This window comes from Streptomyces sp. 4N509B, from assembly GCF_052245655.1.
GTDB lineage: Bacteria > Actinomycetota > Actinomycetes > Streptomycetales > Streptomycetaceae > Streptomyces.
Genome location: NZ_JBQQBZ010000002.1, coordinates 383,030 through 401,579, shown reverse-complemented (window position 1 = coordinate 401,579; position 18,550 = coordinate 383,030). Strand labels below are relative to the sequence as shown.

The 18,550-nt window shown below is 75.3% G+C and carries 13 protein-coding genes; 4 read left to right on the top strand and 9 right to left on the bottom strand.

All coding sequences use genetic code 11. The annotated features are described in order from the left end of the window. Nucleotides 1–54 precede the first annotated feature (54 nt). Both ACTWP5_RS03975 and ACTWP5_RS03970 read right to left on the bottom strand, forming a co-directional pair. Nucleotides 55–2,163, bottom strand: coding sequence for a bifunctional serine/threonine-protein kinase/ABC transporter substrate-binding protein (locus ACTWP5_RS03975; RefSeq protein ID WP_443219269.1), 2,109 nt, complete (start codon nucleotides 2,161–2,163; stop codon nucleotides 55–57). A gap of 176 nt (nucleotides 2,164–2,339) precedes the next feature. After that, nucleotides 2,340–5,372, bottom strand: a complete 3,033-nt coding sequence (locus ACTWP5_RS03970; RefSeq protein ID WP_443219268.1) for an NACHT domain-containing protein — start codon at nucleotides 5,370–5,372, stop codon at nucleotides 2,340–2,342. 385 nt (nucleotides 5,373–5,757) lie between these two features. Between ACTWP5_RS03970 and ACTWP5_RS03965 the strand changes: the two genes are divergently transcribed. Next, nucleotides 5,758–6,495 carry a phosphatase PAP2 family protein gene (locus ACTWP5_RS03965; protein ID WP_443219267.1) on the top strand — a complete coding sequence of 246 codons (738 nt, stop codon included), beginning with the start codon at nucleotides 5,758–5,760 and terminating at the stop codon, nucleotides 6,493–6,495. 107 nt (nucleotides 6,496–6,602) lie between these two features. Here the strand turns inward: ACTWP5_RS03965 and ACTWP5_RS03960 are convergent, their stop codons facing one another. The 5 genes from ACTWP5_RS03960 to ACTWP5_RS03940 all read right to left on the bottom strand — a co-directional run bounded on the left by ACTWP5_RS03960 (nucleotide 6,603) and on the right by ACTWP5_RS03940 (nucleotide 15,009). Continuing rightward, the gene (locus tag ACTWP5_RS03960) at nucleotides 6,603–8,357 is read right to left on the bottom strand and encodes an RNA polymerase sigma factor (RefSeq protein ID WP_443219266.1); all 1,755 of its coding nucleotides are present in this window, start codon (nucleotides 8,355–8,357) and stop codon (nucleotides 6,603–6,605) included. Nucleotides 8,358–8,444: 87 nt separating this feature from the next. Further along, on the bottom strand, nucleotides 8,445–11,453 hold the full coding sequence (locus tag ACTWP5_RS03955) for an NHLP bacteriocin export ABC transporter permease/ATPase subunit (RefSeq protein WP_443219265.1): 3,009 nt from the start codon (nucleotides 11,451–11,453) through the stop codon (nucleotides 8,445–8,447). A 1-nt stretch (nucleotide 11,454) separates the two neighbouring features. Further along, a complete protein-coding gene (locus ACTWP5_RS03950; RefSeq protein ID WP_443219345.1) occupies nucleotides 11,455–13,608 on the bottom strand; it encodes an NHLP family bacteriocin export ABC transporter peptidase/permease/ATPase subunit in 2,154 nt (717 codons plus the stop codon). Between the two features lie 143 nt (nucleotides 13,609–13,751). Further along, nucleotides 13,752–14,558 carry a biotin/lipoyl-containing protein gene (locus ACTWP5_RS03945; RefSeq protein ID WP_443219264.1) on the bottom strand — a complete coding sequence of 269 codons (807 nt, stop codon included), beginning with the start codon at nucleotides 14,556–14,558 and terminating at the stop codon, nucleotides 13,752–13,754. A 199-nt stretch (nucleotides 14,559–14,757) separates the two neighbouring features. Beyond that, entirely contained in the window at nucleotides 14,758–15,009 is a 252-nt protein-coding gene (locus ACTWP5_RS03940) for a hypothetical protein (RefSeq protein ID WP_443219263.1), read from the bottom strand. 379 nt (nucleotides 15,010–15,388) lie between these two features. Here ACTWP5_RS03940 and ACTWP5_RS03935 point away from each other — a divergent pair, with 379 nt between their 5' ends. Next, on the top strand, nucleotides 15,389–15,526 hold the full coding sequence (locus ACTWP5_RS03935; protein WP_443219262.1) for a hypothetical protein: 138 nt from the start codon (nucleotides 15,389–15,391) through the stop codon (nucleotides 15,524–15,526). Here ACTWP5_RS03935 and ACTWP5_RS03930 read toward each other — a convergent pair. After that, nucleotides 15,523–15,720, bottom strand: coding sequence for a hypothetical protein (locus ACTWP5_RS03930; protein WP_443219261.1), 198 nt, complete (start codon nucleotides 15,718–15,720; stop codon nucleotides 15,523–15,525). The two genes, ACTWP5_RS03935 and ACTWP5_RS03930, sit on opposite strands and share 4 nt — an antisense overlap. A gap of 128 nt (nucleotides 15,721–15,848) precedes the next feature. On the opposite strand from ACTWP5_RS03930, the gene ACTWP5_RS03925 reads away from it, so the two are divergent. Further along, entirely contained in the window at nucleotides 15,849–16,718 is an 870-nt protein-coding gene (locus ACTWP5_RS03925; protein WP_443219260.1) for a hypothetical protein, read from the top strand. A 170-nt stretch (nucleotides 16,719–16,888) separates the two neighbouring features. Here the strand turns inward: ACTWP5_RS03925 and ACTWP5_RS03920 are convergent, their stop codons facing one another. Next, nucleotides 16,889–17,227: a metal-sensing transcriptional repressor gene (locus ACTWP5_RS03920; protein WP_443219259.1), complete on the bottom strand. Its 339-nt coding sequence runs from the start codon at nucleotides 17,225–17,227 to the stop codon at nucleotides 16,889–16,891. A gap of 185 nt (nucleotides 17,228–17,412) precedes the next feature. On the opposite strand from ACTWP5_RS03920, the gene pstS reads away from it, so the two are divergent. Beyond that, a complete protein-coding gene (pstS, locus tag ACTWP5_RS03915; protein ID WP_443219258.1) occupies nucleotides 17,413–18,549 on the top strand; it encodes a phosphate ABC transporter substrate-binding protein PstS in 1,137 nt (378 codons plus the stop codon). Nucleotide 18,550: the final 1 nt, after the last annotated feature.

The following is an 18,550-nucleotide window of genomic DNA, read 5'->3' as shown; positions in this document are numbered from 1 at the left end:
GCGAGGGATCGCCGCGGGCCGTGGGCCCCCTCACGGGGAACAGGCCGCGGTGCGTCAGGGGGCGTACGCGTAGCCCTCGACCGGTCCGAGCGGGACGAACACACCGTCCCGGACCTGGAAGAGCTGAGGGCCGTCACCGTCGTACTCGCCGTCGGCGTCGAACGCGATGCGGCCGGTCACTCCCTGGAGGCGGTGGCCCGCCACTGCCTCGAACACGGCTTCTCGGTCGGCCCTCCCGTCCAGCCCCGCCACCGCCTCGATGATCAGCGTGGCGACGTCGAACGTCCGGGCCGAGTAGTGGCCCGGCCGCACGTCGTTCGTCTCCTCGAAGAGCCGGGCGAACCGCCGGCCCTCCTCGCTGACGGACGGGTCGAAGCGGTGCGAGACCAGGTACCAGCCCTCGGACACGTCCCGCCACGTGGTGAGGAGGGAGCGGCCCATGACCCCTTCGCCGCCGACCACGTTTCCCGTGTAACCCTCCGCTCGCAGCGCGAACGCCAGGTCCCCGGCCCGTTCCACGGCTCCGCAGAACACGACGGTGCCCGCGTTCGCCTCCCTGACGGCCCGGGCCACCTCGTCGAACGGGGGAACAGACCTGCGGGTGTACGGCGCCGACACGCCCAGGCGCTCGGCCACCGCGTCCGCCAACGCCACGCCGTGCGCGGAAGCGTCGTCGACCACCACCGACGCGACACCGGCGAGGAGGTCGCCGATCGCCTCGCCCGCCTGTCGGTCGTCGGGTACCCCGCGGAGGAGGGTGGAGGGAGTGTTCTCGGCGAGCCGCGGGCTGGTGGCGAGGGGGGTCACGGCGGTCAGTCCCGCCGCCGAGTACAGCGGTCCCGCCGCCTGCGCCGCGCTGGAGTACGCCGGGCCGACCACCGCCAGCACACGGCCGTCGTCGATCGTCGCCTGCGCGGCGGCGATCGCGGTGTCATCCGCACCGTGGTCGTCGGCCTCGACGACCTCGAAACGAAGGTCGGGGTGGTCGCCGGACTGGTTTGCCTGGTCGACGGCCAGACGTACCGCCGCGACCATGTCCCGGCCCAGCGCGGAGTTGTCTCCGGTCAGCGGACCCTGGACGGCTATCCGCACGGTCCTGGGCTCCGCGTCCGAACCACCGCCCTCACCACTGTCGCTGTCGCCACCGTCGCCGTCGCCGAAGGCGGTGAGGGCGTAGGTCAGCGCGCCGAGCCCTGCCACACCCGCGGCTCCACCGGCGATGGCCAGCGCGCGGCGCCGCGAGGGGCCCCGCGCGGACGGCGGCGGCGGGACCGCCGGCAGCGGCACCTCGTTCCGCTCCCGAACCGAGCGAGCCACTGCCTCCGGCAGCCAGTCCAGGGTGGTCAGCCCCCGCGCGTCGCCTCCCAGCCGCTCCACCAACTCCGCGACCCCTGGCCGCAGCTCCGGGTCCTTCTCCAGGCACCAGGACAACAGCTCCCGCAAGCCCTCCGACACCCCACCCAACTCCGCCGGTTCGTACGCCACGCGGAAGTTGACCTCGTGGACGAGCCCCGAGCCGAACGGTCCTGTGCCGGTGGCGGCGTACGCGAGCACCGCGCCGAGAGCGAAGACGTCGCTGGCCGGGCTGCCGCCCGCGCCCCTCAGTTGCTCGGGCGCGATGAACCCGGGGGTACCCACGATCGCCCCCGTCCGCGTGAGCGGGATGCCGCCGACAGCGAGCGAGACGCCGAAGTCGATGACGCGCGGCCCGTCCGACGCCAGCAGCACGTTCGAGGGCTTCAGGTCCCGGTGCACCACCCCGGCGGCGTGGATCGCCTCCAGCGCCTCCGCCAGTGCCGCGCCCAGCGCACGCACCGAGGGGTCGGGCCAGGGACCGTGCGCGGCGATCGCCTCGCCCAGCGGCAGCCCCGACACGTACGCCGTCGCCAGCCACGGCGGCGTACCCTCCGGGTCGGCGTCCACCACCCCGGCGGTGAAGAAGCTGTTGACGCGGCGGACCGCGGCGACCTCGCGCACAAAGCGTCTGCGGAAGTCCGGGTCCTCGGCCTGTTCGACTCGGATGACCTTCACGGCCACCGGACGCCCGCCCGGCGAGCGCGCCAGATACACCCGCCCCATGGCGCCGGCCCCGAGCCGCCCCACCACCTGGTAGCGCCCCACCCGCTCCGGATCGCCCGCCTGTAACGCTTGAAATGGCGCCACGTCGGCCCCCGTTCCCGGTCTGCCATCGGCCACGGTGGCTGTCATCAACAGCCAACCAAGCGTAGCGAGGAGGCGCTCACGGCGGGGCTACGCTGTTCGGCCAGACAGGCGATGGACGGCTCACAGGCCCGTACCGGACGCGGAACGCGCCAAGGACAGCCACGGGACGGCGGGCCTCAGGGCGTTCGGCTCCGGGTGGCGCCGCGCGTCTCGATCGTGAGGCGTGGGGCGGCGCGGGCCAACGGGGCGAGGTCGAGCGGGGCGCCGCCGGGGCCCGTCGTGTCCACCAGGTCGAGGCGCGTGAGCCGTGGAAGGTGGGCGAGCGGCGAGAGGTCGGCGGGCACGGAGCAGCCGTGCAGGCCCAGCAGGCGCAGGCCGGGCGCGGCGCCGACGAGGGCGGGGAGGGCGTGGGTCAGGTCGTAGCCGCCGAGGTCGAGTTCGGTGAGGAGACCGAGGGCGGCGAGGTCCTGCCAGTGGGGGGTGCCGGCGCCCTGGAGGGCGAGCGCGGTGAGGGCGGGGTGCTCGCGCAGCCAGCCCAGCGGTGCGCCGAGGGGCAGCCGGCCGAGGGAGAGCGTGGTGAGCGTGGCGGGCAGCGGCGTGCCGTCGAGGGTGAACGGCGGCCAGTCGAGGAGGTGGAGGAAGGTGAGCCGCGGCAACTCGGCGAGGGGCCCGAGGTCGGGCAGGCGCGTTCCCCACAGCCACAGGTGCGTCAGCTGGGGGCAGCCGCGCAACGGGCGGAGGTCGGCTCCGTCGGCCAGGGCCGTGACGCGGAGCCGCCGCAGCCGTGGGAAGGCCGTGACCTCGCCGATGTCGGGGCCGAAGGGGTACGCGACGCGGACACGGGTGGCGTGCGGCAGCTCGGGCGCGGCCTGCCACTGCCTGGGGTGGGTGACGCGCACCTCCCGCCGGTCGAGGGGCAGGTGACGCAGGACCTCGCGCGCGTAGTCCCTGACGGCGTCCCCGCTTGAGGAGAAGTGATGCCAGCCGTCCACGAGTTCGCGTGCCACCGGCTCGCGCCCCTCCCGGGCGTACGCGCCGAGGCGGGCGAGGAACTCGCGGTCTCCGGTGAGGGCGGCGGTGCGGACCGTGAGGCGTTGGTGCTCGGTGTGCCTGAGTTCGCCGAGGCTGCTCGGCAGCGCCCGCAGCAGCGACCGTGGCGCCGCGGCGAGCGGCGGGCAGTCGGAGGCGCGGCGTGGGGGGAGGACGGCGCCGACGGCGTGGTCGAGCGACGCGGTCAGGGAGCGGGGCACCCCCTTGCCGGCCTCGCGGCAGAACGTGAGGCAGGACAGGGCGAGCAGGCGCAGCGCGCGGTGCTGGTGCCGCTCGGCGTCCGCGCGGCGCAGGATGCCGGTCAGGAGCTGGCGGCGCTGCCGCTCGGTGGCGCGGACCGAGGCCATGGCGACGGTGTCGTGCCAGACGGCGAGGTGGGCGTTGCGGACCAGGGTGGCGACGTGGTCCTGGTCGACGGCGTGTTCCGCGGCGAGGTACTCCAGGAAGACCCGGTGGACGAAGTCGACGGCGCCGGAGGCCGTCGTGGTCAGAACGCCGGATCGGTCCAGGAGGAGGGCGAGCGCCTCCTCCGCCGTCACGTCGAGCTCCGGCGGGAACTCCAGACTCTCCAGGCAGTCCACGACCTGGGTGCGCGGCGCGGCGGTGAAGCCCCGGCTGGTGAGGTGCCAGGCGAGGGCGGACAGCAACGACAGGGCGCCGGGGAGGCGGTCGTCCGCGTCGCGCTGGTCCGCCAGCAGCTCCAGGGCCTGCCGGTAGATCTCGGTGCGGGAGGTGGGGAGCCGGCGACGCCGCGCGTGTTGGGTGCAGACCAGGGAGGCCAGGAGGGGGGTGGTGAGCAGTTCGGCGAGGCGGAGGCGTTCGTCGAGCGCGCCGAGCAGCTCGCGGGCGAGGGCGGCGTCGGAGGCGAACCGGCGGCTGACGAACGCGGCCAGCTCGTCCCGGGAGAGGGGGGCGAGGCGGGCGGTGGTGAAGCCGTGGGCGCTGAGCCAGTCGGGCGCGACGGCGCTGGGGCGTGTCGTGACCACGGCGGAGTTGCCGGGGTAGGCGCCCAGGAGGCGGACCAGCCAGGCGTGGAGCCGCTGGTGCCGCTCGCCGGCCAGCTCGTCCACGCCGTCGAGCAGGAGGAGGACCCGGCCCTCGGCGAGGCGGCGGTCGAGCCAGTGGCGGGGCGGCGGCTCGCCGGCGGAGAGGGCCGGAGGGAGAACGAGGGGGAGGACAGGGGGGAGGGAGCCGGGAAACGTGTCGGGCAGGGGTCCGGGCAGGGAACCGGGAAGCGTGCCGGGAAGGGCGCCCGGGAGGGAGTCGAGGAGGGAGCCGGGGTCCGGGAGGTCCGCCTCGGGATGGTCGCGGAGCCGGACGAGGACGGGGACCAGGCCGTTCCAGTCCGCGAGGTCGCCGGTGAACGCGCGCCGGGCGGCGGAGACGGCGAGGCCCTCCAGCAGGGTGCTCTTGCCGGAGCCCGCCTCGCCGAGGAGCAGGAGGCGGGAGCGGTGTCGCGCGACGGCGCCGAGCGGTTCCGTGCGCTCGGGGCCGTCGTCGTCCTCGACGGTGGCGACGCGTCGCCGCCCCGGGCCCGCCATCAGGTCGACCGACGCGAAGGCCTGGGCGACGTGGTCGAGGTAGGCGGCCAGGAAGACGTCGTCCGGGTCCCTCCCGCCGCCTGCGGGCGCGGCGCTCTCCTCGCCCTGCCGCAGCCGCTGCCGCTCCGCCCGGCGGTAGCGACGAGGGAAGTCGGGGGTCGCCTCCACGGCCCGCAGGAAGCGATCACTGGTCCGGTGCAGCACCGCCCGGTGGACCGCGCGGGCGTCGTCGCTCAGCTCGGCGGCCGAGCGCGCGACGGGGTCGACGTGCGCGGCCAGCGCCGCGGGTCCCGGATCCACGAGGCCCAGGAGCCTGTCGTCGGACAGGTCGGCGGAGACGAGGGCTCGACAGACGGCGTCGACGACGGCGCGGCGTTCCCGCCTCCCGAGGGCGGGAAGGCCGGCCGCGGGGTCCCGGCGCAGGGAGCGGCCGGCCCCGGCGGCCAGGCGCCTGACGTACCTCTCGACGGGAACGCGGCCGGGCAGGATCAGGCGGACCCGGACGGCCTCGGACAGCGGGAGCTCGCTCTGCGTCCGGAGACGCCGCCTGGCGAGCACCGGGAGCAGTGCCGCGATCCCCCTCGCCGCCAGGCTCCCGGCGGTCGACAACGCTTCCACGATCTGCCCCCCGCCCCGTGGCTTGGAGACAGCATTGTGCCTGGTGACGGTGGCCGCGCGGCAGGTGTCGGCCGACATCGGTGACAACCGGTGCGCGGCCCCACACCCGACCCACCCGACCCACCCGCCGGGCTCGCCCTCGCGGCGCCGCAGGGCCCAAGCGTCGGGATATGGAGTGGATGTGATGGGGCGTCCCCTATGCGTTGCTGTTCGATAACGTCGCGATGATCTCCATGTCCGGTGGGCACGCTGGTGGGGTACGTGGCGTTAGCTGTTCCGGTGGTCCAGGTGTCTTTGTAGCTCGCCGCCCGGGACAGGGGCTCCTCACCGCCCTGCCTTCCCCTGCGGCAGGGTCCCCCCACACGAGAAGGGGCCGCGACTAGTCATGACAGGCAGCCTCTCGGGAATCGACAATCCCGAGGTCGAGATGGACGTCCTGCGCGATCTCGACCGGATCGCGCACGACCTTCCCGGCTGGGCCGAGCACGCCGTCGTCGCCGTGGCGCAGTACTGCATCCCGCTCGCGCTGGTGGCCGTGGTGCTGCTGGCGTGGTGCGCGGTGCGGGGGCGCTCGCCCGACGTTCCCGCCGCCGTCGCACAGGTGGCCTGGGCCGGGCTCGCGGCCTGGGCGGCGTACCTGATCAACATGCCGATCCGCGACTTCGTGGCCCGACCACGCCCCGCGGACCACGCCGACCTGGCGGGCCTGGACCCGCTGCTCGACGGCGCCGACGGCTACGCCTTCGTCAGCGACCACGCCAGCACGGCGATGGCGGTGGCGGTCGCGCTCTTCCTGGTCCACCGCTGGCTGGGCGGGGTGGCGCTGGTCCTTGCGTTGGCGCAGGGCTTCGCGCAGGTGCTGCTCGGGGTCCACTACCCGACGGACGTGGTCGGCGGCTACGCGCTCGGCACGGCGACGGCGCTGCTGCTCGCGCCCCTGGCGCTGGCGGCGCTCACGCCCCTCGCGCGGTGGTGCTCCCGCACCCGCTGGCTGCGCTGGCTCGCGCCGGCCCCGGCGGGCGGGGCGGGTGCGGCGGGTGGCGCGGCGGGCGCGGGGGCGGGGGCGTCGTCCCCGTCGTCCCCGTCGCCCTCGCCGTCATCGGAACGGGGCCTGGCGGCGTAGCCTCGGCCGCTGCCCCGGCGGGGCCGCGCGGACGTCCTCGGGTGTCGGTGTCGGTGTCGGTGTCGGTGTCGGTGCCCGTGTCCGTGTCCCGGGCGCGGGGCCCGTCGTCACAGGAGGGGCGGGTCGGTCAGTAGGCCGGTGTCGGGGGTGTCCGCGTCCTGTCGCGGGTGGAGGAGGAGATCCGTCACCTCGCGGGTGGCGGCGCCGACCTCCGCGACCGTCCCGTCGGCGTCGATGTCCCGGAGGGCGTCGATCGCGCCGACGGCGTCAAGGTCCTGAACGGCGTCGGTGGTCTCCTCGGGAGCCGGCACGGCCGGCACGGCCGACGCGGCCGACCGGTCGGTGTCGACGGGATCGACGGGATCGCCCGGATCGACGACCTCGATGGGGAGGGCCACGCTCAGCCCCGTGCGGCAGCCGAAGTCGCCGTGGCCGTCGAGACCGTCGAGGTCGTCGAGGCCGTCGGGGTCGGCCGCGTCGTCGTGGAGGCCGCCGAGGCCGGTGGGCAGGGAGACCGTCACCACGTGGTCGTCCGGCGGGTACGGGCAGGACGACGCCGCGGCGCCGTCCTCTCGGCCCGACCGACGAGGGCCCGGGTCGGCGGCCGGCGGCGTCGCGCCGTCCCCGGCGTCCGGTGCCGCGGCGGCGGGCTCGGCCTCGGCGTCGGGTGCCGCGTCCCGCGCGGAGGCGGTGACGTCGCGCTGCTGGCTGCCGGGACCGAGCTCGTGGCCGGGCTGCTGCCCGAGGGTGCCGGCGGCGAGCGCGACGGACGCGGCCAGGGTGAGCTTCGCCAGCGCCCCGCCCCCGCCGCCCACGCCGGCGGCCGGCGCGGCCGTGGCCGGCCCGGCGAGGCCGGCGACGCCGAGGCCGCTGCTGGTCCCGCCCGCCAGCCCGCCGCCCGCCAGCCCGCCGCCCGCGGCCTCGGGCCACGAGGCGGCGGCCGCCGCGGCGAGCCAGCCGGTGGCGGCGACCGGGAAGACGGCCCGCAGCGTCGCGTTGACGTCCACCAGCTCCAGGTACGCCGCGCGGCAGCGCCGGCACACGTCCAGGTGGCGCCGCAGGCCACGGGAGGCCGACGAGCCGCGGACGAACGCCCCCAACCTGCCGGCGTGGCGCCGGCACGCCTCCCGGCCGGCGAGGTCGTCGCTGACGTGCGCCTGGAGGTACGCCCGCCGCAGACCCTCGCGGGCGCGGAAGGCCAGCACGGCGGTGGCGTTGGTGGTCAGCCCGAGCGCGCTGCTCACGCGGCCGAGGGACTGGCGCTCGACGGCGGTGCGCCACAGCACCTCCCGCCAGCGGGAGGGCAGCTGGGAGAACGCCGCCACCAGCAGCTCGCGATCCGCCTGGACCATGGCCTGGGCCTCGGCGGACAGCTGCGTGACCTCGCGCGGCGCCGCGGAGACGGGCCGCTCCCCCCGTGCTTCGCCGCCCTGCCCGGCGGCACCGTCGTCGGCGTCGCCGGCACCGATGTCCCGGGAGCCACCGTCGCCGGCGCCGTCCCCGGAGCGTTCCGTCGCCAGGCGCACGACGGTGGCGAGCAGGTGGTCGCGGAGAGAGGCGCGAGGGCCGCCGCCGTCGCGGAGCGCCCCGAGCGTCTGGGCGAACGCCTCCCCGGTCAGGTCCTCGGCCGTGTCGGCGTCCAGGCCCAGCTCGCGCGCGTGGCGACGCACCTCCCGGGCGTGGCGGCGGTAGAGCTCGGCGAAGGCCGTGGCGTCGCCCTCGCGGGCGCCGGCCAGGAGCGCGGCGTCGGGCGGCGCCTCGGCGCGGCGGTGCGCGCCGTGCCGGGGGAGCGTCGCCGTGCGCCCGCGCCCTTCCTGAACTGTGTGAGGTGTGTGAGCTGTGTGAGGTGTGTGGCCTGTCATGTGACACCGTCCCGTCGTCGCGGCCCCCGCCTACCCCCGTCTCGCCGTCGCACGTCTCTCCTCCCGCTCCTGTCTCTCTTCCGCCTCTCACCGGAGCTGGCGGCGCGCCAGCTCGTGGAAGAGCCCGGCCTCCTCGGCGAGCAGTTCCGCCGGCGTCCCCTGCTGCACGATCCGCCCGTGGGACAACGCGATCACCCGGTCGGCGTCCATGACGGTCGACAGCCGGTGGGCGATCACGACGCGCGTGGCGCGCAGCGCGCGCGTCGACTCGATGACCACCCGCTGCGCCTCGTTGTCCAGCGCGCTGGTGGCCTCGTCGAGAAGCAGGAGACGCGGCCGGCGGATCAGCGCCTGAGCGATCATCAGGCGCTGCCGCTGCCCGCCGGAGACGGTGCCGCCGCCGTCGGACAGCATGGTGTGCATCCCCATCGGCATGGCGTGGATGTCCTCGGCCAGCCCCGCCATGGCGGCGGCCTCCCACGCCTCCTCCAGCGTGTGGGCGCCGTCGCCCCGGATGCAGTCGAGGATCGAGCCGGTGAGGGGCTGGGCGTGCTGGAGCACGACACCGCACTGGCGGCGCACCGCCGCGAGGTCGAGCGCGGCCAGGTCCTGGCCGTCGTACAGGACGCTGCCGGCGGTGGGCCTGTCGAAGCCGACGAGCAGCCGCAGCAGCGTCGACTTGCCGCAGCCGCTGGGGCCGACGACGGCGAGGAACTCCCCGGGCCGGACGGAGAAGGAGACGCCGTCCAGCACGAGCGGGCCGTCGCCGTACCGGTACGACAGGTCGCGGACCTCGACGTGTCCGCTGAGCGCGCCGGGCTGGGCGCTGCCGCCCGTCACCTCCGGCGTGGCCCGCAGGATCGGCCTGAGCTGCTCGAACATCGGGAGCACGGCGGCGGCCGACAGCAGCGCCCCGGTGGCCTGGGTGACGGAGGCCAGCATCATCGTCACGGCGGTGGAGAAGGTGAGGAACGCGCTGGCGGACAGGGTGCCGCGCGCCGGGCCGGCCAGCAGCGCGAACATCACGAGCGTGGTGAGCGGGAGGCAGACCGCGTTGAGGACGGTGACGGCGTTCCTGAGGCGGCCGACGCGCCAGGTGAGCTCGCGGGAGCGGGCGAACTCGCCGGCCCAGGCGGCGTAGGCGAAGCTCTCGGCGGCGGCGACGCGCAGCTTGGGCAGGCCGCGGAGCGTCTGGAACGCCTGGTTGGTGAGCCGGTGGCTGAGCTCGATGAGCTGCCGCTGGTAGCGCAGCTGCCACAGGCCCAGGCCGAGGAAGGCGGCGCCGATCACGAGCAGCAGCGCCAGGGCGACGAGCGCCAGCGGCACGCTGTGGACCAGCAGCAGCACGAGGGTGACGGCGCCGACCGTGCCGGCCTGGAGGCAGACCGGGCCGACGCCGGACAGGGCGCGGCGGATGGCGCTGACGCCCAGGGCGGCGCCGGCGAGCTCGCCGGTGGAGCGCCCCTGGAAGAACGTCGTGGGCAGCCGCAGCAGCCTGTCCCACACGGCCGGCTGGAGGGTGGCCTCGACGCGGCCCTCGACGCGCAGGATCGCGACGTTCTGCGTCAGCATGCAGACGGCGGCGACGACGCCGGTGGCGACGATCGCGACGCCGGCCTGCACGATGAGGTCGGTCTCGGCGCGGGGGACGAAGGCGCCGAGCACCTGGCCGGTCGCGACGGGCACCAGGGCGCCGAGGGCGACGGCGACGAGGCCGGCGAGGAGGAGGGCGCGCAGCTCGGAGCGGGTGCCGTGGAGGCCGAAGCGGAGCAGGCCGAGGAGGCCGAGCGGCTGGTCGGGCAGGGGGCGGTAGAGCATCACGGCCCGGCGTTCGAAGTGGGCCTGGTTGGCGGCGCGGACCGGCTCGCGGGTGCCGGTGGCGGGGTCGACGGCCACGTAGCGGCCGCGCCGCCACAGCAGGGCGACGGGGGAGGCGTCGCGGACGCGCCGCCCGACGAGGGGACCGGTGTTCTCGCGCCACCAACGGCCGGCGAGCCGGACGGTGCGGGTGCGGACGCGGGAGGCGAGCGCGACGCGCTCGACGGCGTCGAGGTGCCCGTCGCCGCCGGCGGGGCCGTCACCGCCCGGGGCGGGGCCGTCGGGTCCGCCGACCGGGTCGGTGAGCGTGATGCGGGCCTCGTCGGCGACGAGGCGGCAGGCGGCGAGGGTGGCGTCGCCGCCCGGGCCGGGGTGGCCGGCGGCGGAGCGGTCGATGGCCGCCAGCAGCGCCTGGTCGGCGCGGGTGCGGGCGGCCTCGCCGGCCCGGATGCCGGCCTCGGTGCGGTCGGCGTGGGCGCGCTCGGTCCGGGCGATCCAGCGGCCGAGCGCGGTGAGCAGCCGGTGTTGCTGGTCGACCATGCCCTGCCAGACGGCGGGGTCGACGAGGAGGGTGCTGGCCGCGCTCGCGTCGTACGCCGCGCCGTAGCGCACGGCGCCGGGGGGGACGTGGATCCACAGGATGTCCTCGTCGGTGCCCGTGCCCGCGTCCATGCCCATGCCCGTGCCCGCGTCGGTGCCCGCGCCCGGCTCCGGCCCCTGCCCAGGACCCGGTCCCCGGCCGTCCCCGACACCCGTGGCGTGCGCGGCCCCGTCGAGCGGCGCCTGGTAGAGCACCCGCAGGCCGCGGCCGATGCCGCGCGCGAACGCGTCCTCCAGCGGACTGGGCCACGCCCCGCCACCGCCGTCCCCGTACCCGTCCCGCCGCCAGGGGTCGGCGTACCACTGCCCTGTGTCCCACCCCTCCCACTGCGGCGCGTACGGGTGGTGCGGCTCGTACGCGTCGTACGGCTCCCGCGGCTCCCGCAGCTCGCGGAGCTCGATCCGGCGCAGCCAACAGCCCGGCAGCGGGCGGGCGACCAGCGTGTGGTCGGGCCCCTGGACCGGCCCCAGCAGCAGGGTCCCGGCGTGCACCCGGCCGAGGAAGTGGCGCTGCCCCCGGAACGCCGCGTCCACGGCGAAGAGGTCCATCGCGCCGTCGACGACGAGCCACAGCACCAGCGGGCCCTGGAGGTCCAGCGAGCGCAGTCCGGAGCAGTCGACCGGGGTGCCGAGCTCGCCCAGGGCCGCGATGACCGGGTCGGCCGCCCACGCCGCCACCTCAGTGCTCCCTCAGCAGCTCGGCGTACGGTCCGCCCGCGGCCATCAGCGTCTCGTGCCGCCCGCGCTCGACGACCGTGCCCCGGTCGAGCACGAGGATCTCGTCGCTGTCGCGGATCGTGCTCAGGCGGTGGGCGATGACGACGCAGGCGCAGCCGCGTCGGCGCAGGTTGTCGATGACGAGCTGCTCGGTGGCGGCGTCCAGCGCGCTGGTCACCTCGTCCAGGACCAGGACGCTGGGTCGGCGCACCAGGGCGCGGGCCAGCTCCAGCCGCTGCCGCTGGCCGCCGGAGAAGTTGCGGCCGTCCTGCTCGACGCGGCTGTGGATGCCGCCGGGGCGGTGGGCGACGATCCCGTACACGGCGGCGTCCCGCAGCGCCTCGACCACGGCGTCGTCGGGGATGGAGGGGTCCCACAGGGCGACGTTGTCGCGGACGGTGCCCTCGAAGAGGAAGACGTCCTGGTCGACGAAGGAGACGGAGGCGGCCAGCGCGCCGCGCGGGATGTCGGCCAGCGGCATGCCGTCGATGCGGACGGCGCCCTCCCAGGGCGCGTGGAGGCCGGCGATGAGCCGGGAGACGGTGGACTTGCCGCTGCCGGAGCCGCCGACGAGCGCCACCTGCTGGCCGGGGCCGACGGAGAGCGAGAAGCCCTTCAGCAGGGGTGGGTCGAGAGGGCTGTAGCCGAAGGTGACCTGGTCCAGCTCGACGTGGCCCGTCAGACGGCGGGTGCCGCCGGCGGGGTCCTCGCGCCGCGCGTGGACGGGGTCGGCGGGGAAGTTCTCGACGTCCTTCAGGCGGGCGAGGTCGGCGGCGAAGTCCTGGAGGCGGCCGGCGACGCCGTTGAGGCGGGTGATGGGCGCGGTGAAGCTGGTGACCAGCGCCTGGAACGCCACGAGCAGCCCGACCGTCAGGTGGCCCTCGACCGCGCGGAGCCCACCGATCGTCAGGATCAGCGCGCTGTTGAGCGTGGCGAGCGTGGGGGCGACGACCGCGAGCCAGGCGCTGGGCACGCCGAGGCGCTGCTGCGTCTCCAGGGTGGAGGCGTGCTGCCCGGCCCAGCGGCGGAAGAAGGCGTTCTCGCCGCCGGTGGCCTTCATCGTCTCGATGAGCGTCAGCCCGCCGTAGGAGGTGTTGGTGAGGCGGGCGGCGTCGGCGCGGAGCTTGTGGGTGCCGGTGGCGCGCAGGGCGAGGACGACGCGCAGGGCGGCGAGGTTGAGGAGCGCGACCAGGACGCCGACGACGGTGAGCTGCGGGTCGTAGGTCCACAGCAGCACGGCGTAGAGCACGACGACGACGGCGTCCACGGCGGCGGCCGACAGGTCGCGGGCGAGGGTCTCGGCGACGGTGTCGTTGGACTGGAGGCGCTGGACGAGGTCGGCGGGGTTGCGTTGGGAGTGGAAGGCGACGGGGAGTCTGAGCAGGTGCCGCAGGAAGCGGGCGCTGCCGAGGGTGGAGGAGATGACGCGCCCGCGCAGCAGGTTGGCCTGCTGGAGGGCGGTCAGGGTGAGGGTCAGCGCGAGGGCCGTCGCCATCGAGGCGAGGAGCACGCCGACGAGGGAGGCGTCGCCGCCGATGAGGAAGGTGTCGATGTAGGTGCGGCTGAGGGCGGGCACCGAGGCGCCGGTGACGACCAGCAGCAGGCTCGCCAGGACGGCGGCGAGCAGGGTGCCGGAGGTGCCGCGCAGCCGGGTGGGCAGGGCGCGCAGCACGCCGGGCCGGCGGCCGGTGCGGCGGAAGCGGGCGCTGGGTTCGAGGACGAGGACGACGCCGGTGAAGCTCGCGTCGAACTCCTCGACCGGCACGAAGCGTCGGCCCTCGGCGGGGTCGTTGACGTGGAAGCCGCGGCGGCCGAGGGGGCCGAGGTGGCGGGCCGGGCCCTCGTAGACGACGTAGTGGTTGAACTCCCAGAAGAGGATGGCCGGCGCGCGGACCTCGCCGAGCGCGGCCAGGTCCATCTGCATGCCCCGGGCGTTGAGGCCGTGGCGCCGTGCCGCCTTGAGGATGTTGCTGGCGCGGGAGCCGTCGCGGGAGACGCCGCAGGCGATGCGCAGCTCCTCCAACGGGACGAAGCGGCCGTGGTGGCCGAGGACCATGGCGAGGGCGGCGGCGCCGCACTCGACGGCCTCCATCTGGAGCACCGTGGGGGTGCGCACGCGCCGGCCGCGCGGGAGGCGGCGGGGCGCGGTGCGGCGGCGGGAGCCCCGGGCGGCCCGCGCGGCCCGGGCGGCCCGCGTGGCCGGCGTGGTCTGTGCGGTCTGTGCGCCGCGCGGGCGGCCGGCGCGGGAGCGTGGGGGCGTCACGGCAGCAGCCAGTCGACGGGGCGCTGCTCGGCGAGGTGGACGGCGCCGGTGACGGGGGTGCGGGAGGCGACGGGGCGCGGGGGCCCGTCCGCGGAGGACCAGACGTAGCCGGACTCGGTGGCGCGGGAGCGCTCCAGCCGCACGAGGACGGCGACGGGGTTGCCGTCCCGGGAGAACTGCTCGGCGAGGTGCTCGTCGCCGAGGAAACCGCTGAGCTGGCGGCGGGTCAGCGGCGCGCCTCCGACGGCCTCGACGCGTCCGCGCAGCACGCCGAACCGCTCGCGGGGCACGGACTGGACGGTGAGGTCGACCTCGGCGCCCACGGGGACGACGGCGCCGCCGTCGCCGGGGAGGTAGAGCACGGCGACCAGCGGCTCGTCGGGGCCGCTGACGTGTTCCAGGGTGGCGACGTCCGCGCCCGCAGCGACGACCGTTCCCGCCCGGGCGACGACGGTCGTGAGCTGGCCCCCGGCCACGGCCTCGACCTCGCGGTCGCCCTCGTCCGTGCGGACCGTCAGCAGCGGTTCGCCCGGGCGCAGGAGCTGTCCCTCGTCGGCGTGGACGTGGGTGACCTGGCCGGCGACCGGGCTCTGGAGCGTGTAGCTGCCCTCGGCGTGGGTGAGGATGCCGGACGCGGTCACCTTCGAGGAGACCGAGCCGGTCACCGCCCAGACGGTGGCGGCGGCCATGACCACGAGGGCGACGGCCAGCGCGAGGCGGCCCTGGGGGCGGGCCAGGCGCACGGGGAGGTCGAGGTCCTCGGGCGACCGCAGTCGGGACAGCGCTCTCTCGCGGAACTGCACGGCTTCTCCTTCGGCCCCCTGGTCACCCAACCGTCAGCATCACCACGACCACGACCACGACCACGATCGGACCGGACCGGGGCCGGCACGGGGAGCCGGCTCCGGTCCGGGATCCGATGCCGGCGCCACGGGGGTTCGGCACCGACCTCGGCGGCCGTAAACCCCGGGGCCGCTCGGTCCGGGGTCCACGGAGCCGTTCTCAGAGACCGATGAGTCCGGTCACGGAGCTGGTGTTGGCGTGAACGCCGGTGTAGCCGGACAGGGTGCCGGTGGCCGAGTTCGCCACGCCCTGCACGTAGCCCACGGTCTCCAGGGAGCCCACGACGTTGGACACGTCGGCGGTCACCGCGCCCACCAGGCCGCCGGAGACGGTGGCGATGCCACCCACGCCGCCCGCGACGGCGTCCAGTTCGGCGTCCGCGATCTCCCGAGTCTCAAGGTCCTTGCGCACGTTGCCTGTTCCCTTCACTTGTCAGCCTTCTTCACAATCCGGGCCAGCGGATCGCGGGAATGGGGTCGTGATGTAAGCACGGGCGCGGCGGGACGTGCCAGCCTTCTCGCCCCGGCCCGCCCTGAGCGGCATCGCCGCTGGTCACTGCCGTGGTGCTTTCTTCGCGAAGGAGGCCAACTTTTTCGCGTAATGGGTCCCGCGAGGCCCCGGCCACCCCGGTGGGGGCGCGGGCGGAACGGGATGGGGCCGGCCCATCGCTCATTTCCGACATGGCATGACTCTCCCGAGCGCGCGCCCCGGGTTGTGAGTGCTGTGTGAAGGTCTGGGGAACGATGTCCGTGGACAGCTCGGTTCCCGTCCCCGACGGGAGCCGGCCGCGGTGGCCTCGTCACGTGCCGCCTCTCAGGCGCTACTCCTCGTGGACGCCGACCTCCGCCACGGCGCCGCCGCGCGGGACGAGGACGGGCTGCGGCCCGCGGTCGGCCTCGTGGAGGCGCGCACACCGATCAGCCTCTAAAGGCTGTCCCCACGATCCCTCGTCGCCGATCGGTCTCCGTGGACGGTGGCGAGGTGCTCGGCCGCCTCGGAGCGGGCCAGGGGGCGGGACCTGCGGGCGGCGCCGTACCAGCCGCAGCTGCACGCGGGGGACAGGAACGGGCCCCGCTCGGTGAGCGTCACGCGATGTTCGGCCCGGTCCGCGTGGTTGTGCACCTCACCACCGTAACGGGCCATGCCTGTGGCCGAGCCGTGACGGTGGCAGAAAGGGCTCGTTAGGCGCTACGACCGGTACGGAGAGGGAAATCGGCGTGGTCAGGGCGCGATCAGGTGCGGTCACCGATGTGATCAGCAGAGCAAACGACAGGGACGGGTGGCCCTCCCGGCGTGCGGTCGGGGGTGCCGGTCTGCTGGCTGCGCTGCTGACGGTGACGCTCTGTGGCTGCTCGGGGACGGGATCGGCCGCGGTCGACGAGGAGGCCGGCGGCGCGGCGCTGCGGATCGTGCGGCAGGCGGCCGACGTGCTGGTGGAGGCCGGCAGCTCGCGGGCCCGCACGGCGATGCGGATGGCCTCCGGCGGCACCCGGATCACCATCAGCGGAGAGGGCGGCTTCGACTACGACCGGCGGCTCGGCGAGCTGCGGCTGACGCTGCCGGCGCCGGTGGAGAGCTCGGTGCCGGGCGAGCCGGTGACCGAGGTGTTCGCGCCGGGTGAGCTGTACATGCGCAACCGGGGGGCCGGGGTGCCGCCGGAGAAGTGGGTGAGGGTCGAGGTCACCAGCGTCGCGGACGGCAACCTGGTGACCGGCGGCGCCACCGACCCCATCACGGCCGCGGAGCTGCTGCGGGGCGCGCGGTCCGCCGAGGACCTCGGGACGCGGGAGCTGAACGGCGAGACGCTCCACCACTACCGGGGCGTCACGGACATCGCGGCGGCCTCCGAGGCGTCGCGCGGGGAGGCGCGGCAGCAGTTCGCGGCGGCGGTGGCGGGGGAGGGGTTCACCAGGACGCGGGTGCCGTTCGACGCGTACCTCGACGACCAGGGGCTGCTGCGCAGGGTCCGGCACCAGTTCAGCTTCGCCCGCGAGGGGGAGACGGTGCACGTGGCCTCGACGGTGGAGCTGTACGGGTTCGGCAGCCCGGTGGACGTGGAGCTGCCGCGCAGCGAGGACGTCTACGCCGGCATGGTCACCGCGTCCCAGGGGGAGTCCTGAACTCCCGACGCCCGTGCTCCCGACGCCCGTGCTCCCGACGCCCGTGCTCCCGACGCCCGTGCTCCCGACGCCCGTGCTCCGGACGCCCGTGCTCCCGGCGCCCGGGAACGCCGAAGCCGGGGCCGCCCGCCCCGGGGGCGCGGCCCCCGGGAGCGCGGGACCCCGCGCCGTTACGTCCTCAGCAGGCGGGCGATGGCGGCGGTGGCCTCCTCGACCTTGGCGTCGACCTCACTCCCGCCGTCGTGCGCGGCGTGGGCGACGCAGTGCCGCAGGTGCTCCTCCAGCAGCTGGAGGGCGAAGGACTGGAGGGCCTTGGTGGAGGCGGAGACCTGCGTGAGTATGTCGATGCAGTACTCGTCCTCCTCGACCATGCGTTGCAGACCGCGGATCTGGCCCTCGATGCGGCGCAGCCGCTTGATGTGGGCGTCCTTGTCCTTGCTGTAGCCGTACGGCCCGTCCGCCGGGTGGGTCACCGCGTGGCTCGGCGCCTGCTCCTCCATGGTGGCCATGTCCTCCCCTTTCGGGCGTTATGCGCGTCTCATACCCCTGATGGGTATAGCGTAACGAATCCCCGCCGTCGCACGCGTCACCGAACTGGTTCACCTTTCGTTCATGTGAATCCATCTTTCGATTCACCTGGTGAACCTACGTTCGGTTGCGGTGCAGGGCGCCCCACGGGAAGGACCAAACGACAGTGAAGCTCCGGCGCGTCTCGCGCGTCCCCCGCGTCACCGCCGCCGCCGTCGTCGCCACTCTCGCGGCCACGCTCACGGCCTGTGGGTCCGACGACAACTCCGGTCTCCCCGGCGCCGTGGACTTCTCCGCCGAGACCCTCCGGTGCGCCCCCGAGGGCGGCACGCTGCTCGCCTCGGGCTCCAGCGCCCAGGCCAACGCCATGGAGGTCTGGCTCAACACCTACCAGGCGAACTGCGACGGCAGCCAGATCAACTACAAGCCCACCGGCTCGGGCGCCGGGATCCAGGAGTTCCTCCAGGGCACGACGGCCTTCGCCGGCTCCGACTCCCTCCTCACCGAGGGTGAGGTGAACGAGTCCCGCTCCGTCTGCGCCGCCGGCGGCGAGCGGGGGCACGCCGTTCACCTTCCCATGGTCGCCGGGCCCGTCGCCGTCGGGTACAACCTGCCGGGCGTGCCGGAGCTGGTCCTCGACGCGGCCACCACGGCCCGGATCTTCGACTCCGAGATCACCCGCTGGAACGACCCGGCCATCGCCGAGCTCAACCCCGACGTGGAGCTCCCCGACCTGCCGATCACGCCGTTCCACCGCTCCGACGGCTCGGGCACCACCGACAACTTCACCTCCTACCTCCACGCCGCGGCCCCCGAGGCGTGGCCGTACGAGCCCGACAAGAACTGGCGCGGCCACGGCGGCCAGGCCGCCGACGGCTCCTCCGGACTGGTCGGCATGGTCCAGCAGAACGAGGGCGCGATCGCGTACTTCGAGCTCTCCTACGCCCACCAGAACGACATCACCACCGCCCGCGTCGCGACCGGCGCCGACGAGCCCGTGGCCGCCACCGTCGAGAACGCCTCCACCGCCGTCGCCGAGGCCGAGGTCGTCGGCGCCGACGGCGACCTCGCCCTCGAACTCGACTACGCCACCGACGCGCCGGGCGCGTACCCGATCGTGCTCGTCACCTACGAGATCGTCTGCGACCGCGGCAACAACCCCGACACGCTCTCCCTGACCCGCGCCTTCCTCCGGTACGTCGCGAGCCAGGAGGGCCAGGAGCAGCTGGCGCGCATCGACTACGCGCCGATCCCCGACGACATCATCCAGCGGGTGCGCGAGCGCATCGACGCCATGAGCTGAG

Bases quoted from the DNA above. Each gene is read 5' to 3' on its own strand.
- ACTWP5_RS03960 (WP_443219266.1), bottom strand. From the start codon at position 8,357: ATGACAGGCCACACACCTCACACAGCTCACACACCTCACACAGTTCAG.
- ACTWP5_RS03965 (WP_443219267.1), top strand. From the start codon at position 5,758: ATGACAGGCAGCCTCTCGGGAATCGACAATCCCGAGGTCGAGATGGAC.
- ACTWP5_RS03920 (WP_443219259.1), bottom strand. From the start codon at position 17,227: ATGGCCACCATGGAGGAGCAGGCGCCGAGCCACGCGGTGACCCACCCG.